This window comes from Streptococcus sp. SPS1, assembly GCF_030439915.1.
Lineage (GTDB): Bacteria > Bacillota > Bacilli > Lactobacillales > Streptococcaceae > Streptococcus.
The window spans coordinates 301293-316272 of the sequence record NZ_JAQFJG010000001.1 but is presented as its reverse complement, the minus strand read 5'-3'; the positions used below and the strand labels follow the sequence as shown (position 1 = coordinate 316272).

15 protein-coding genes and 1 tRNA gene are annotated in these 14980 nt (G+C 39.6%); 10 read left to right on the top strand and 6 right to left on the bottom strand.

The window, feature by feature from the left end; translation table 11 throughout:
- The first annotated feature begins 41 nt into the window (after positions 1–41).
- The 6 genes from PCY12_RS01600 to PCY12_RS01575 all read left to right on the top strand — a co-directional run bounded on the left by PCY12_RS01600 (position 42) and on the right by PCY12_RS01575 (position 6627).
- Entirely contained in the window at positions 42–497 is a 456-nt protein-coding gene (locus PCY12_RS01600) for a GNAT family N-acetyltransferase (RefSeq protein WP_301351205.1), read from the top strand.
- A gap of 181 nt (positions 498–678) precedes the next feature.
- Positions 679–1680 carry a LacI family DNA-binding transcriptional regulator gene (locus tag PCY12_RS01595; protein ID WP_301351204.1) on the top strand — a complete coding sequence of 334 codons (1002 nt, stop codon included), beginning with the start codon at positions 679–681 and terminating at the stop codon, positions 1678–1680.
- A 154-nt stretch (positions 1681–1834) separates the two neighbouring features.
- Positions 1835–2752, top strand: a complete 918-nt coding sequence (locus PCY12_RS01590) for a sugar ABC transporter permease (RefSeq protein WP_001084979.1) — start codon at positions 1835–1837, stop codon at positions 2750–2752.
- A gap of 10 nt (positions 2753–2762) precedes the next feature.
- Positions 2763–3653, top strand: coding sequence for a carbohydrate ABC transporter permease (locus PCY12_RS01585; protein ID WP_000797956.1), 891 nt, complete (start codon positions 2763–2765; stop codon positions 3651–3653).
- 28 nt (positions 3654–3681) lie between these two features.
- Positions 3682–5298, top strand: coding sequence for an ABC transporter substrate-binding protein (locus tag PCY12_RS01580; RefSeq protein ID WP_301351203.1), 1617 nt, complete (start codon positions 3682–3684; stop codon positions 5296–5298).
- A gap of 9 nt (positions 5299–5307) precedes the next feature.
- On the top strand, positions 5308–6627 hold the full coding sequence (locus PCY12_RS01575; protein ID WP_301351202.1) for a glycoside hydrolase family 32 protein: 1320 nt from the start codon (positions 5308–5310) through the stop codon (positions 6625–6627).
- 64 nt (positions 6628–6691) lie between these two features.
- Here PCY12_RS01575 and PCY12_RS01570 read toward each other — a convergent pair whose 3' ends face one another.
- From PCY12_RS01570 to PCY12_RS01545, 6 genes are all read right to left on the bottom strand, one after another.
- Positions 6692–7570 (bottom strand): SDR family NAD(P)-dependent oxidoreductase, encoded by an 879-nt coding sequence (locus PCY12_RS01570; protein WP_301351201.1) that lies wholly within the window; start codon positions 7568–7570, stop codon positions 6692–6694.
- A 1-nt stretch (position 7571) separates the two neighbouring features.
- On the bottom strand, positions 7572–8408 hold the full coding sequence (locus PCY12_RS01565) for an alpha/beta hydrolase (RefSeq protein ID WP_301351200.1): 837 nt from the start codon (positions 8406–8408) through the stop codon (positions 7572–7574).
- 14 nt (positions 8409–8422) lie between these two features.
- Complete coding sequence (locus PCY12_RS01560; protein ID WP_301351199.1) at positions 8423–9427, bottom strand: NADP-dependent oxidoreductase; 1005 nt, start codon at positions 9425–9427, stop codon at positions 8423–8425.
- A 91-nt stretch (positions 9428–9518) separates the two neighbouring features.
- Entirely contained in the window at positions 9519–9950 is a 432-nt protein-coding gene (locus PCY12_RS01555) for an Rrf2 family transcriptional regulator (protein ID WP_261443565.1), read from the bottom strand.
- 230 nt (positions 9951–10180) lie between these two features.
- Positions 10181–10253: transfer RNA gene (locus PCY12_RS01550), tRNA-Lys, on the bottom strand.
- 264 nt (positions 10254–10517) lie between these two features.
- Complete coding sequence (locus PCY12_RS01545) at positions 10518–11789, bottom strand: replication-associated recombination protein A (RefSeq protein ID WP_301351198.1); 1272 nt, start codon at positions 11787–11789, stop codon at positions 10518–10520.
- 115 nt (positions 11790–11904) lie between these two features.
- On the opposite strand from PCY12_RS01545, the gene PCY12_RS01540 reads away from it, so the two are divergent.
- The 4 genes from PCY12_RS01540 to prmA all read left to right on the top strand — a co-directional run bounded on the left by PCY12_RS01540 (position 11905) and on the right by prmA (position 14979).
- The gene (locus PCY12_RS01540; RefSeq protein ID WP_049531867.1) at positions 11905–12375 is read left to right on the top strand and encodes a DUF3013 family protein; all 471 of its coding nucleotides are present in this window, start codon (positions 11905–11907) and stop codon (positions 12373–12375) included.
- A gap of 18 nt (positions 12376–12393) precedes the next feature.
- Positions 12394–13461: a M50 family metallopeptidase gene (locus PCY12_RS01535; RefSeq protein WP_301351197.1), complete on the top strand. Its 1068-nt coding sequence runs from the start codon at positions 12394–12396 to the stop codon at positions 13459–13461.
- 1 nt (position 13462) lies between these two features.
- Positions 13463–13891: an NUDIX hydrolase gene (locus PCY12_RS01530; protein ID WP_301351196.1), complete on the top strand. Its 429-nt coding sequence runs from the start codon at positions 13463–13465 to the stop codon at positions 13889–13891.
- A 137-nt stretch (positions 13892–14028) separates the two neighbouring features.
- Entirely contained in the window at positions 14029–14979 is a 951-nt protein-coding gene (gene prmA, locus PCY12_RS01525) for a 50S ribosomal protein L11 methyltransferase (protein ID WP_173213187.1), read from the top strand.
- Position 14980 lies beyond the last annotated feature (1 nt).

The window sequence follows — 14980 nt, the reverse complement described above, 5'->3', positions numbered from 1 at the left end:
GTAGTATAATGGAGAAACATAGATAAGATGGTGAGGCAAAGATGATAATTCGTTTTGAAGAAAAGGTGAGCACAGAAAACGCTCGGCTTGTATGCCAATGGTCCAACTCCCTTGGCAAATCCTTTCAAGAACAATGGATGGGACCAAGGATTTCTTTTCCCTTGACCATTCAAGTTTTGCAAGAGTTGGAAGGGATCTTTTCAATCTTTGAAGGACAAGAGTTTGTGGGGCTTATCCAGAAAATCAGGCTAGAAGACAGTAATCTTCATATTGGAAGATTTTTTATCAACCCCCAGAAACAGGGGCAAGGCTTAGGTAGCCAGGCTTTAAGGAAATTTATTAGTTTGGTCTTTGAAAATGGAGACATAGATAGTATTTCTTTAAAGGTCTTCGAGGCAAATCAAAGAGCTCAGAATCTTTACCAAAAAGAAGGATTTGAGATCGTTCAAACCATTGATGAACCAGAACGAAAATACATCATGAAAAAGAGGAGATAGAAAGCAAACAAAGTCTTTTCCTGTGGTTGGTAGATTCCTATATATGAAATTGATGGGATTTTAGAAAGCCGATTGGAGTGATTTTATTCATGATAGGAAAAAGGATCTGGACAAAAATGATTGAGAAATAGTTGCTTAAAAAGCGTTTGCATGATACTATATATTGAAAGGAGGTGATAATATGGTAGAACAAAGAAAATCAATTACCATGAAAGATGTTGCTTTAGAAGCAGGAGTTAGTGTTGGAACAGTTTCACGTGTGATTAATAAAGAAAAAGGCATTAAAGAAGTAACTTTGAAAAAAGTGGAACAAGCGATTAAAACTTTGAATTACATTCCAGATTACTATGCTAGAGGAATGAAAAAAAATCGAACAGAAACGATTGCAATCATTGTACCAAGTATCTGGCATCCTTTTTTTTCAGAATTTGCTATGCATGTGGAAAATGAAGTCTATAAGAGAAATAACAAATTACTCTTATGTTCTATAAATGGTACAAATAGAGAGCAAGACTACCTGGATATGTTGCGTCATAATAAAGTTGATGGAGTGGTTGCCATTACCTATAGTCCAATTGAACATTACTTGACGTCAGGAATTCCCTTTGTCAGTATTGACCGTACATACTCAGATATTGCCATTCCTTGTGTTTCATCAGATAATGATGCAGGTGGAAGAGAAGCAGCTAAACAATTAATTAGTAAAGGATGTCAGCATTTAGCCTTTGTGGGCGGACATAATACAACCATTAATGAAACCAAACGTCGTAGAATTTCCTTTGAAAAGTATGTCCAAGAGCATAAAATACCTCTTAGTATTTTTGATTTGGATGAGACAGTTACTGACTATCATGGAAAGCTAGAGAGTTTCTTGGAAGAAAATCCTTCTATAGATGGAATTTTTACAATTAACGACTTTGCAGCTTTAGATGTTATTGATATACTAGAAAAAAATGGCAAACATATTCCTCATGATGTCCAAATTATTGGATACGATGGAATTAAAATGGCTGGAGATAGAGATTATCTACTTTCAACAATTGAGCAACCCCTGGAGGAAATGGCTAGAGAAGCTGTACGAATCCTATTTGATATCATAGAAGGAAAGGCTGTTAATTTGCAGACAATCCTACCAGTAAAATTTGTTGAAGGAAAAACAACAAAAAATGAAAATAAGTCTTGACAGAAAACGCTAACAATGTTAGAATGAATTCAGATAAAAAAAGATTTATTTTTTTAAAACAAAAATGAAACGTTTCAAAAATAAAATAAATAGACAGCGCCAAGCGCTATCTTTTCCAAGCAAAAATGAAACGTTTCAAAAAAAGGAGGTTGCTATGAATAGCAAAGCGAAGCAAGTTTCTCTTTGGGAAAGAATCAAGAAACAAAAACTCTTGTTATTGATGACTGTCCCTGGTTTAGTTTTAACCTTTATCTTTAAATATATCCCTATGTATGGGGTTTTAATCGCATTTAAAGATTATAATCCCTTAAAAGGAATTTTGGGGAGTGATTGGATTGGTTTTTCTGAGTTTACAAAATTCATATCCTCTCCCAACTTTGGTATCTTGTTAGCCAATACCTTAAAATTAAGTATCTATGGTTTATTGCTTGGCTTTTTACCACCAATCATTCTTGCTATTATGCTCAATCAACTCTTGAGTGAAAAAGTCAAAAAACGAATTCAGCTCATTTTATACGCACCAAACTTTATCTCAGTCGTTGTTATTGTCGGTATGATTTTCCTCTTCTTTTCAGTGGGAGGACCAATTAACAATTTTCTCTCTATGTTTGGAATGAAGGCTGACTTCTTGACAAATCCAGACTTCTTTAGACCTTTATACATCTTTAGTGGTATCTGGCAAGGAATGGGCTGGGCTTCAACGCTCTACACAGCAACATTGGTAAATGTAGATCCAGCCTTAGTAGAAGCAGCCCGATTGGATGGAGCTAATATCTTCCAACGAATCTGGCACATTGATATTCCAGCTCTTAAGCCTATTATGGTTATCCAATTTGTTTTAGCTGCAGGTGGAATTATGAATGTCGGATATGAAAAAGCATTCTTGATGCAGACATCGTTGAACTTGCCAACGTCTGAAATTATCTCTACATATGTCTATAAAGTTGGTCTTGTATCAGGAGACTATTCTTACTCAACAGCGGTTGGTTTGTTTAATGCAGTGATTAACGTAGTATTGCTTGTTGCAGTTAACCAAATCGTTAAACGCATGAATAATGGTGAAGGAATTTAAGGAGGAAAGTATGAAAAATTCGATTATGGATACAAAATTTGATAGACGTATCTTACTCTTAAATAAAATCATTATTGTCTTTATCGTTTTGATAACCTTACTTCCTTTACTTTATATCGTCGTAGCATCCTTTATGGATCCTAAAGTTCTAGTTAGTAGAGGGATTAGCTTTAATCCAGCCGATTGGACGGTAGAAGGTTACCAGCGTGTATTCAGTGACCAATCTATTCTAAGAGGCTTTATCAATTCTCTACTATACTCTTTTGGCTTTGCGGCTTTAACAGTATTGCTATCTGTGTTTACAGCTTATCCTCTTTCTAAGAAAGACTTGGTAGGGCGCCGTTGGATTAACTACTTCTTGATTGTAACCATGTTCTTTGGTGGTGGTTTAGTCCCAACTTACTTGCTGGTAAAAGATTTGGGAATGCTGAATACTCCATGGGCAATCATCGTTCCAGGTGCTGTCAATGTTTGGAATATTATTCTTGCTAGGGCCTATTTCCAAGGATTGCCTGAAGAATTGGTAGAAGCAGCCGTCATTGATGGTGCAAATGATTTGCAGATTTTCTTCAAAATCATGCTTCCTCTTGCAAAACCAATTATGTTTGTTCTCTTTCTCTATGCTTTTGTAGGACAGTGGAACTCATACTTTGATGCAATGATTTATATCAAGGATCCAAACTTGGAACCATTGCAACTTGTACTTCGTAAAATTCTCATTCAGAGCCAACCAGGTCAAGACATGATTGGAGCACAAGCGGCTATGAATGAAATGAAACGTTTAGCTGAATTGATTAAATACGCAACTATCGTCATTTCCAGCTTGCCATTGATTGTTATGTATCCATTCTTCCAAAAATACTTTGATAAAGGAATTATGGCTGGTTCACTTAAAGGATAAAAAAAGAAAAAATAAAAGGAGTTTTCTCATGAAATTCAAAACATTCACAAAATCAGCAGTTTTGTTGACAGCTAGTTTAGCAGTACTTGCAGCCTGTGGCTCAAAAAATACAGCTTCAAGTCCAGATTATAAGTTGGAAGGTGTAACATTCCCGCTTCAAGAAAAGAAAACATTGAAGTTTATGACAGCCAGTTCACCGTTAGCACCCAAAGACCCAAATGAAAAATTGATTTTGCAACGTTTGGAGAAGGAAACTGGCGTTCATATTGACTGGACCAACTACCAATCCGACTTTGCAGAAAAACGTAACTTGGATATTTCTAGTGGTGATTTACCAGATGCTATCCACAACGACGGAGCTTCAGATGTGGACTTGATGAACTGGGCTAAAAAAGGTGTTATCATTCCAGTTGAAGATTTGATTGATAAATACATGCCAAATCTTAAGAAAATTTTGGATGAGAAACCAGAATACAAGGCCTTGATGACAGCACCTGATGGACACATCTATTCATTCCCATGGATTGAGGAGCTTGGAGAAGGCAAAGAATCTATCCATAGTGTCAACGATATGGCTTGGATTAACAAAGATTGGCTTAAGAAACTTGGTCTTGAAATGCCAAAAACTACTGATGATCTGATTAAAGTCCTAGAAGCTTTCAAAAACGGGGATCCAAATGGAAATGGAGAGGCTGATGAAATTCCATTTACATTTATTAGTGGTAACGGAAACGAAGATTTTAAATTCCTATTTGCTGCATTTGGTATAGGGGATAACGATGATCATTTAGTAGTTGGAAATGATGGCAAAGTTGACTTCACAGCAGATAATGATAACTATAAAGAAGGTGTCAAATTTATCCGTCAATTGCAAGAAAAAGGCTTGATTGATAAAGAAGCTTTCGAACATGATTGGAATAGTTACATTGCTAAAGGTCATGATCAGAAATTTGGTGTTTACTTTACATGGGATAAGAGTAATGTTACTGGAAGTAATGAAAGTTATGATGTTTTACCAGTACTTGCTGGGCCAAGTGGTCAAAAACACGTAGCTCGTACAAACGGTATGGGATTTGCGCGTGACAAGATGGTTATTACTAGTGTAAACAAAAACCTAGAATTGACAGCTAAATGGATTGATGCACAATACGCTCCACTCCAATCTGTGCAAAATAACTGGGGAACTTACGGAGATGACAAACAACAAAACATCTTTGAATTTGACCAAGCAACTAACAGCCTCAAACACTTACCACTAAACGGAACTGCACCAGCAGAACTTCGTCAAAAGACTGAAGTAGGAGGACCACTAGCTATCCTAGATTCATACTATGGTAAAGTGACAACTATGCCTGACGATGCCAAATGGCGTTTGGATCTTATCAAAGAATATTATGTTCCTTACATGAGCAATGACAATAACTATCCAAGAGTCTTTATGACACAGGAAGATTTGGACAAGATTGCCCATATCGAGGCAGATATGAATGACTATATCTACCGTAAACGTGCTGAATGGATTGTAAATGGCAATATTGATGCTGAGTGGGATGATTACAAGAAAGAGCTTGAAAAATACGGACTTTCAGATTACCTCGCTATTAAACAAAAATATTACGACCAATACCAAGCAAACAAAAACTAGAGGTTGATTATGGGAGATAAGAAATACACAGTAGAAAAAGCCAATCGTTTTATAGCAGAAAATAAACATCTCGTAAATACTCAATATAAGCCTAAAGAACATTTTTCAGCTGAGATTGGTTGGATCAATGATCCAAATGGATTTGTCTATTTTCGTGGAGAATACCATCTCTTTTATCAATTCTATCCATATGATAGTGTTTGGGGGCCTATGCACTGGGGTCATGCTAAAAGTAAGGACTTGGTGACTTGGGAGCACTTGCCTGTGGCACTTGCTCCTGACCAAGACTACGACCGCAATGGTTGCTTCTCAGGATCAGCTATCGTCAAAGACGATCGCCTCTGGCTCATGTATACTGGGCATATCGAAGAAGAAACCGGTGTTCGTCAAGTGCAAAATATAGCATTTTCAGACGACGGGATTCACTTTGAAAAGATTGAACAAAATCCAGTTGCAACTGGAGCAGACTTGCCAGATGAGTTGATTGCTGCTGATTTCCGTGATCCAAAACTCTTTGAAAAAGATGGACGCTATTACTCCGTAGTAGCTGCCAAACACAAGGATAATGTAGGCTGTATCGTTCTACTAGGGTCCGATAACCTAGTAGAATGGCAGTTCGAATCCATCTTTTTAAAAGGGGTAGAACACCAAGGCTTTATGTGGGAATGCCCAGATTACTTTGAGTTAGATGGGAAGGATTGCCTTATTATGTCACCCATGCGTTATCAGCGTGAGGGAGACTCATATCATAACATCAACTCATCGGTTTTGTTCACGGGTAAGGTAGATTGGGGAGAAAAACGTTTTATCCCAGAATCAGTTCAAGAAATTGATCATGGACAAGACTTCTATGCGCCTCAAACATTGTTGGACGATCAAAATCGTCGTATCCTGATTGCTTGGATGCAGACATGGGGGCGTACCCTTCCAACCCATGACCAAGAACACAAGTGGGCATGTGCCATGACTTTACCTAGAATTCTAAGGTTGGAAGATGGCAAACTAAGACAATTCCCTGTTAAAAAAGGCCAATATCACATCCAAATAGATAAAGATTGTCATTACCATTTAGGAAATGATACAGATTATCTTGAATTTGGTTATGACAGTAATGCGCAGCAAGTTTACATTGATCGTAGCCATCTTGTTCAAAAAATTCTAGGTGAAGAAGAACAGGACACTAGTCGACGGTATGTAGATATTGAAGCTAAAGAATTGGATGTTATTTTAGATAAAAATTCCATCGAGATTTTTGTCAATCAAGGTGAAGCAAGCTTGACGGCAACTTATTACTTAACGGTGCCAGCTGAGCTATCACGAATCGATTAAAAATTAAGTTATTTCTCCTAAAGAAAAAGTTCTCTTTCTAGCAAAATGGAAAGAGAACTTTTTTCTAATTAAGCAGAGCAGATTTCTGTTTGAATAACTTAATTTTATCATTACAGTAAGTGATTAAATCTCGAGCTTTCTCAAAAGTATAGGCTTTTTCAGATACAGATTTCACTTTCTTCTCATCAAAATAGTAGCCAGTCAAACCAGTGATTTCTTCTGATAAGGTGAGGTAGTAGCCTGTTTTAATTCCCTCGTTTAAATTCTTAGAGAGTGACTTCATCAAGCGTCCGAAGAGAGACTTTTTCGCCTTTTCATCACTGGAATCATTCCCTAAGTTGGTTGAAATCAAACCTGGATGATAGGCATTGATGGTGATGCTTGAATCTTTTAGAAAGAATTCTCTGGCCAGATAGCGTGTCATCCAAATAGTGTAAAGTTTGGAATTATTGTAGGCCAATCCTGGATTATAGCTGTTCTCAAATCCAAAGTCTAAATCCTTAACCTTGGCAAAATGATGCATATAGGAAGAAGTATTGATAACACGGCCGTCAGCCGCTTTTTCTAACAAGGAACTTAGCTCAGTTGTTAATATATAGGGAACGAGAACGGATAACATAAAAGTCAACTCGACATTTTCAGCACTCGCTTTTCGTTCTTTTCCAGCATACAGGCCTGCATTGTTAAATAAGACATCGATACTTTGAAAGTCTCGCTTGATTTCCTCTACAAATCGATAAACATCGTCTAATTTGGAAAAATCGGCAAGGTAGTTAGAAACTCTGCCTATCAAGGAAACTGCCCGAACCTCTTGAAGCGCCAGCTCAAGTTTTTGAGGATTGCGACCATGGAGGATGACATGATGCCCTTCACTGGCCAATTTCTTTGCCAAATGTTTACCGATACCGTCAGTAGCACCTGTAATCAGAATGGTTTTGACCATATTAGTCCTCCAAGAAAGCTATTAGTTCTGTTGAAAATTCGTCTGCATATTGGAAGATCGAACCGTGGCCAGCATTTGGATAGATAATCAGTTTACTATCTTTTATTTTTTCATGCATATCATAAGAATTTTCCGTTGGAACCTGCATATCCTTATCCCCGTTGACGATTAAGGTTGGTTGAGTGATAAATCTTAGGTCGTCCTGAGGATCTTTCCCCCACCGTTTAATAGCTTTGAGTTGAGTTAGGAATCCTGATAGGTTCATGTCTTTATCCGCAAATTCCTTTGTTCTCATCCCCATTCGTCCTAGGACTTTCAAGGCTTCAATTTTCCCTTGTTTATCATGATTATAGAAGATATAGCGTTTAGGATCGATGAGCTCGAGTCCCGCTTTAAACATATAGTTAAAGGTTTTCCCTGTTACCTTATCGACCTCTTTTCCACCTCGAGGTCCTGTTCCAGCCAAGATCAAACGATTGACTAGAGTAGGATTTATTCGGATGATTTCTTGGGCAATCATACCTCCCATAGAAAGGCCAAGAAGATTGATTTTATCGTAACCAAGCGCTTTTACAAAGTCAATTGTCTGCTCAGCCATTCCAGGAATAGTCGGAGCAACTTTGCCCTGACTAGCTCCAACACCAGGAAGATCGACTACAATGATATGGTGCTTTTCAGTAATCAGGTCTAAGAGTTTAGGATCCCAGTTATCGAGAGTTGCTGCCAAATGGACTAGCATCAGAAGAGGTAGTTTTGATTTGCCTTTACTAAGTTCGCGATAAGAGATTTTGTTCCCGTCGACTGTGATGTATTGATTTTTTGTTGTAATATATGACATGATTTTTTCCTTTTTTATTTCTTAAAGCTGAGAACTGTTTTACCACGAGAGCGACCGTTAGCAACCTTGTCCAAAGCGCTATTTACCTCTTCAAATGGATAAACTGTATCGATAGAGGGTTTGATTTCTAATTTGCTAAAGAGGTCAGCTACCTCTTGTAATTGAGCGCCATTGCTTCCTACAAAGATAAAATGGTAGTGGACGCCATATTTTTTCGCTATTTTATCAAATTTGCGACCTGCTAAGCCAAGAATCATCTGTTTCCATTTTGGTAGATTCATGCGTTTGGCAAAGGCACCGTTTGGCATAGCACGAAGGGAAACAAGCTGACCATCTTTTTTCATGATAGACATTTGTTTTTCAGTTTCAGCTCCACCGAGAGTATCGAGAACATAATCAACCTGGCTAACGGTTTTTGTGTAATCCTCTGTTTTGTAATCGATAAATCTATCTGCTCCTAGTTTCAAGACACGCTCAGCGTTATCTCCAGCTCCATTGGTGATGACCTTCAAACCTTTGGCCTTGGCAATCGGAATGGCCATTCCACCGACACCTCCAGTACCACCAGAAATAAAGATCGTTTTCCCAGCTTGAGCGCCCATGAGGTCAAGAGCCTGCATGATAGTCAAGGCAGTAAGAGGAACAGCAGCTGCTTCCTCGTCTGATAGATAGTCTGGAACCTTGGCTAAGGCTTGGCTATTGACAGCTACGTATTCTGCAAAGGCGCCGATATGATCAAGTGGCAGACGGCCAAAGACACGATCTCCTACCTGAAAGTTGTTAACTTTCTTGCCAATGCTTTCAACGATACCAACCACTTCGTTACCTGCAGTTTGAGGAAGTTTGCAGGGAACAATCATCTTAACCTCACCACGAGAGATCATGTTATCGAGAGGATTAACACCAGCTGCGGTGACTTTAACTAAAACTTCTTTGTCTGTAATACTTGGTTTAGCGATTTCTGTGATGTTCAGTGTGATATTATTTTTGTTATAAGTAGTGTGTTGTGCGGCTTTCATTGTCTTATCTTTTCTTTTTTAATACGACTATGTATACTTGAATTAGATACAAGTACATGTTGTTTTTAGTAAAAACTGATTTGTAAGCAAATCAGTTTCGGACTTGTTTGGCTTGTTTATATAGATTGTCAATGACATCTTCTAAAGTTTGATTTGCTAATTCCTTCTCTAATTGAGATTCGGCACTAGCGAAAAGCGGCGAAACTGCTCCTTGGATATGTTTTCCAACGGGACAATCGGGATTACTATTTTGATGAACAGGGAATAAACTAATGTGATTGATTTCTTGAGTAGCATAGTAGATCTCTAGTAAAGTCATTTTCTTTGGAGACTTACTGAGTTGATAGCCTGTTTTTCCTTGCTGGGAATGAATCAAATCTGCATTTTTCAACAAGGCGATCACTTTTCGAATGTAACTAGCATTGGTCCCGACACTAGTAGCTAGTGCTTGAGAACTTAAGGTTTCCTTGCTTTCACTAATCATTGTTAAGATATGCAAAGCAACTGAGAATTTTGTATCCATCTGAACTCCTCTTTTGATAAACTTGTATCAGGCGCAAGAACAAGTATAGCATAAATTAAAAGAAAAGCAAGACTTTTGTTTTAAATTTTTTAAAATTTTAAGTGCAATCAGATTAGAGCTATCTGGAAAGGGTGTTTACAAAATTATATCTTTAATATCCATTGGTTGACCAAAAGTAGAACAGATACGAAAAAAAGCCTTTACTCAAGGCTTTTCCTGTTGTATGTAGATGCCCCCTACAGGGATCGAACCTGTGACCCACGGATTAAGAGTCCGCTGCTCTGCCAGCTGAGCTAAGGAGGCAAATAAAAAAGCTGTATTGGTGCCGAAACTTCACGGTTTGTATTGAACCCGCGCAATTAAGCAGGTGGGCAACTCGCTCTAACTGAAGCTGTTTCCGTGTGAGACGGCCTACATGCTGTTAGAAGACTTTTGTTTCCCTAATAATACAAAAAATAGTCGGTCAACACTTAAGTGTGAAGTCGTACACCACAGCGTTTCTATGTTTATATGATACCACTTTTTCAAAAAAAATCAAGAGGAAAGTGCAATTTTTTGAAAAGGATTTCAGATTTTTCGCAAACGGTCGATAGCTTCCTTTCTTTGAGACAAAGCCCGTTCATATTTACCAGTATCTTCTGCTTGGAAATAGTGATGATTACGAATTTTTTCTGGCAGATAGTCTTGCTTGACCCAATTTCCAGGATAGTTGTGTGGATAGAGATAGTCTTGGGCATTCCCCAGTTCCTTGCTACCGCTGTAGTGCCCATCACGCAGGTGTCGCGGAATAGGCAAGTGCCCTGATGTTTTGAGGTCAGCAAGTGCCTTGTCCATAGCTACATAGGCTGAGTTGGATTTCGGAGAAAGGGCTAAATCAATGACGACATTGGCAATGAGAATGCGGGCTTCTGGGAAACCAATCTTTTGAGCAGCATCCAGAGCAGTCATGGTATGAATCTGGGCTTCAGGATTGGCCAAACCGATATCTTCATAAGCGATAACAGTCAAACGACGAGCGAGACTTGGCAAATCACCAGCCTCAATCAAGCGAGCAGCATAGTGAAGACTGGCATCGACATCCGAACCTCGTATGGACTTTTGCAGGGCTGAGAGTACGTCATAATGTCCATCCCCATCCTTATCCATGGTAATGTAGCTCCTCTGCAGGCTATTTTCCATGATGTCTAGAGTGATATGGCGGATGCCCTCGTCATTCTCAGGGGTAGAAAGAACAGCCAAGTCCAGTGAGTTAAAGGCAGAGCGAAGGTCTCCGTTTGTAGAGGTAGCAATGAAATCCAGCGCATCCTCATCTAGTTCTACTGGAAAATCAAAACCACGCTCAGGGTTATTTAGAGCTATCTGAAGAGCCTCTTTGACGTCTTGGTTAGACAGAGGTTCCAACTCAAAAATTTGAACACGGCTACGAATGGCAGGAGTGACAGAAAAGAAAGGATTTTCAGTCGTTGCTCCAATCATGATGACCAGTCCACTTTCCAAGAGTGGCAAGAGGAAGTCTTGTTTAGTCTTGTCAAGACGATGAATCTCGTCTAGCAATAGGACGAGACCACCAGAAAATTTAGCCTCTTCCGCGATTTCTTGCAGTCGTTTTTTACTATCTACTGTCGCATTGAAAGTTCGAAAGGCATACTTGGTCGTCCCTGCGATGGCAGAGGCAATACTGGTTTTGCCGATTCCAGGAGGGCCATAGAGAATCATGGAGGACAGGCGGTTGGCTTCCACCATGCGGCGGATGATTTTTCCTTGTCCGACCAGATGTTCCTGACCAATGACCTGGTCGATGGTTTTAGGGCGCATACGAAGCGCGAGATTGTCTGGCATAGCAGTCCTTTCTAGCGTGGATTTTCTGATGTATATGTGGTAAGATGGTAGTATCTATTTTAGCATATTTCCGAGCAATCGGGGCGATTTAAGAGTCGCATAGAAAGAGGACAAAATGGCAACATATGGATTTTTAGATGTTTTAGAGGAAGAGTTGGAGAAGAATTTTCCCTTTGACTTTGAGATTAGTTGGGACAAGCGCAATCACGCGGTAGAAGTGAGTTTTCTATTGGAAGCGCAAAATGCTGCAGGTGTGGAGATGGTGGATGAAGATGGAGAGGTTTCATCAGATGACATTCTCTTTGAAGAAGCAGTGCTTTTTTACAATCCTGCCAAATCAACAGTCAATGCAGAAGACTATTTGACGGTCATTCCTTACCTACCTAAAAAAGGATTTTCTCGTGAGTTTTTAGCTTATTTTGCGCTATTCCTCAAAGATACTGCTGAGGTTGGACTAGACGCCCTTATGGACTTTTTGGAAGACCCAGAAGCAGAAGAGTTCGTCATGGAATGGAACCAAGAAGTCTTTGAAGAAGGAAAAGTAGGCTTGGAAGAGGGAGAGTTTTATCCTTATCCGAGATACTAGGAGTTGAATGGAGATTTTATGAAGAAAATTGGGATTTATTTGGTTTATGTGCTAGCTGTTGTCTTTATTATACTGGCTTGTGCTTGTGGAACAATCGCATTTGCAGAGTTGGGGTATTCTGCAGTTTTAGTCTTTACTTTTGGTTATGCCTTCGCTCTTCTAAGTATGTATTTAATCTTGATTCTTCATGAGCTGGGACATGCTTTTTGTGGCTACTTGACAGGCTATCGGCTGGTGGCTTTTGGGTTAGGACATTTTATTTTGACCAAAAAGTCAGGCAGGTTTCATCTTAGTAGAACAGCCATTCTGAAAAATGTTGGTGCTCAATACATTGGTTTAAAAGAGGATGAAAGCGATCAAAGAATCATCCTGATGCTTTCAGGAGGCTTGATGGTTCATCTCAGCTTGATATTATTGGCGATAGTGTTTGGATTTTTGACAAGAAGCTGGTATTTTGCAGGGACTTGGATTTTTCTTAATTTGTCTTTCTTCCTAAATAACATTTTGCCAGTCGGCATCACCGATGGAGCAAAAATTTGGGAATTGCTACAACACCCTGAAAATACGAAATACGCCTACCTGATGTTGAGGCATTCTGCCCAGACCTTGCTAGCTCCTCAAGAATATGATTTAAAAGACTTTATCATGCCTGTTGATGAGGAGGCGAGAGGGAGTTTTGCAGAAAGTGTTCAGACTCTTCAGGGGTTGGTATTCATATTGGATGATAATATAGAACTTGCAAAGCAACAGTTTCAGTCTGTGCTAGAGAAAACAGATAATCCAATGTCTAAAACTAGTTCTCAATTATACCTTCTTCAAATTGCTCTGATGGAAGGAGATAATAAGAAAGCGGAAGAATATGCAAGTATTCGAGGGGTCAAATCCTTTTTATCTCTAAAAACAGCAGATATGCAGGTCATTCAAGCTTGGTATCAATTTAAGGTAAAGAAAGATGTAGTTCAAACTCACAAGGCTATGAAGATTGCTAGACAGAAAATGAATAGCAGCCGGATGTTACGGGATGAGAAAAGCTATTATCAAAACTGGTTATCCGAGCTGGAAAAGGAATTAACCGAAGGAGTCTAACATGGAAGTAGAGATTTCTGATTTCACAGGCTGCAAGATTGCTTTGTTTTGTGGAAATAAGCTCTTGACTATCTTACGCGATGATAAGGCAAGCATTCCCTGGCCCAATATGTGGGAACTGTCCGGTGGTGGACGTGAAGGCGATGAAAGTCCTTTTGAGTGTGTGGCGCGTGAAGTTTATGAAGAACTGGGCATTCATCTGACAGAGGATTGTCTGCTTTGGGCGAAGGTTTATCCAAGCATGCTTTTTGCGGATAAACAATCTGTATTTCTAGTCGGTCAGTTGACACAGGAGCAGTTTGACAGTATCGTATTTGGTGATGAAGGACAGGGTTATCAGCTCATGAATGTGGAGGAGTTTCTTAGTTCCAGTCAAGTTGTACCTCAGTTGCAAGAGAGACTAAAAGATTATTTAAAAGTAAGTGATTAGAAAGGATGGTTCGGTTAAATTTTTAAACTGAACCCGCCCTAAACACTGTGCCAAAAAGATAAACTTCTCTTAGACACAAGCGTCTTCAGAGAATTTCCTATTTTGGATTTGTGTTTTACGGGCTTGGTATCTTAAATATGGAAACATGGCAAGAGTTAAAAGTTACAGTTAAGCGTGAGGGAGAGGAGTTGGTTTCCAATCTCTTGATCGAGCTGGGAGCGCAAGGCGTTGCGATTGAAGACAGTATGGATTATGTGGGAAATGTGGATCGCTTCGGTGAAATTTTCCCAGAGGTCGAACAACAAGAAGAAATCGTAGTGACAGCCTACTACCCTGATACGGTTGATATAGCAACGGTTGAGGCAAATTTGCAGGCTCGCTTAGCAGAATTGACAGATTTTATGGATTTGGGAGAGGTCAAAATGGGGACGACTGCCTTGGCTGAGGAAGACTGGGCAGACAACTGGAAGAAATACTATGAGCCAGCTCGTATTACACATGACTTGACCATCGTGCCGTCTTGGACAGACTATGAGGCGACTGCGGGAGAAAAAATTATCAAGCTAGACCCTGGTATGGCCTTTGGAACGGGAACCCATCCAACCACTAAGATGAGCCTCTTTGCCTTGGAACAGGTCCTTCGTGGTGGCGAAACGGTGCTGGATGTGGGTACTGGATCAGGCGTCCTCTCCATTGCTAGCTCGCTACTTGGAGCTAAGGAAATTTTCGCCTATGACCTAGATGATGTGGCGGTTCGTGTTGCTCAGGAAAATATTGAGCTCAACCCTGGTATGGAAAATATCCATGTTGCTGCTGGAGACTTGCTTAAGGGAGTTGAGATTGAGGCAGATGTGATTGTGGCTAATATCTTGGCGGATATTCTCATTCATCTGACGGATGATGCTTATCGCTTGGTCAAGGATGAAGGCTACCTCATCATGAGTGGCATTATCAAGGACAAGTGGGATATGGTGCGCGAGTCGGCTGAGTCAGCTGGATTTTTCCTCGAAACTCACATGGTTCAAGGGGAATGGAATGCCTGTGTCTTTAAGAAAACCAAGGATATTTCAGGGGTGATTGGAGGCTAGC

Excerpts from the sequence above, each read along its gene's own strand:
- PCY12_RS01600 (WP_301351205.1), top strand. The coding sequence starts at position 42 with ATGATAATTCGTTTTGAAGAAAAGGTGAGCACAGAAAACGCTCGGCTT.
- PCY12_RS01595 (WP_301351204.1), top strand. The coding sequence starts at position 679 with ATGGTAGAACAAAGAAAATCAATTACCATGAAAGATGTTGCTTTAGAA.
- PCY12_RS01590 (WP_001084979.1), top strand. The coding sequence starts at position 1,835 with ATGAATAGCAAAGCGAAGCAAGTTTCTCTTTGGGAAAGAATCAAGAAA.
- PCY12_RS01585 (WP_000797956.1), top strand. The coding sequence starts at position 2,763 with ATGAAAAATTCGATTATGGATACAAAATTTGATAGACGTATCTTACTC.
- PCY12_RS01580 (WP_301351203.1), top strand. The coding sequence starts at position 3,682 with ATGAAATTCAAAACATTCACAAAATCAGCAGTTTTGTTGACAGCTAGT.
- PCY12_RS01575 (WP_301351202.1), top strand. The coding sequence starts at position 5,308 with ATGGGAGATAAGAAATACACAGTAGAAAAAGCCAATCGTTTTATAGCA.
- PCY12_RS01570 (WP_301351201.1), bottom strand. The coding sequence starts at position 7,570 with ATGGTCAAAACCATTCTGATTACAGGTGCTACTGACGGTATCGGTAAA.
- PCY12_RS01565 (WP_301351200.1), bottom strand. The coding sequence starts at position 8,408 with ATGTCATATATTACAACAAAAAATCAATACATCACAGTCGACGGGAAC.
- PCY12_RS01560 (WP_301351199.1), bottom strand. The coding sequence starts at position 9,427 with ATGAAAGCCGCACAACACACTACTTATAACAAAAATAATATCACACTG.
- PCY12_RS01555 (WP_261443565.1), bottom strand. The coding sequence starts at position 9,950 with ATGGATACAAAATTCTCAGTTGCTTTGCATATCTTAACAATGATTAGT.
- PCY12_RS01545 (WP_301351198.1), bottom strand. The coding sequence starts at position 11,789 with ATGCCAGACAATCTCGCGCTTCGTATGCGCCCTAAAACCATCGACCAG.
- PCY12_RS01540 (WP_049531867.1), top strand. The coding sequence starts at position 11,905 with ATGGCAACATATGGATTTTTAGATGTTTTAGAGGAAGAGTTGGAGAAG.
- PCY12_RS01535 (WP_301351197.1), top strand. The coding sequence starts at position 12,394 with ATGAAGAAAATTGGGATTTATTTGGTTTATGTGCTAGCTGTTGTCTTT.
- PCY12_RS01530 (WP_301351196.1), top strand. The coding sequence starts at position 13,463 with ATGGAAGTAGAGATTTCTGATTTCACAGGCTGCAAGATTGCTTTGTTT.
- prmA (WP_173213187.1), top strand. The coding sequence starts at position 14,029 with ATGGAAACATGGCAAGAGTTAAAAGTTACAGTTAAGCGTGAGGGAGAG.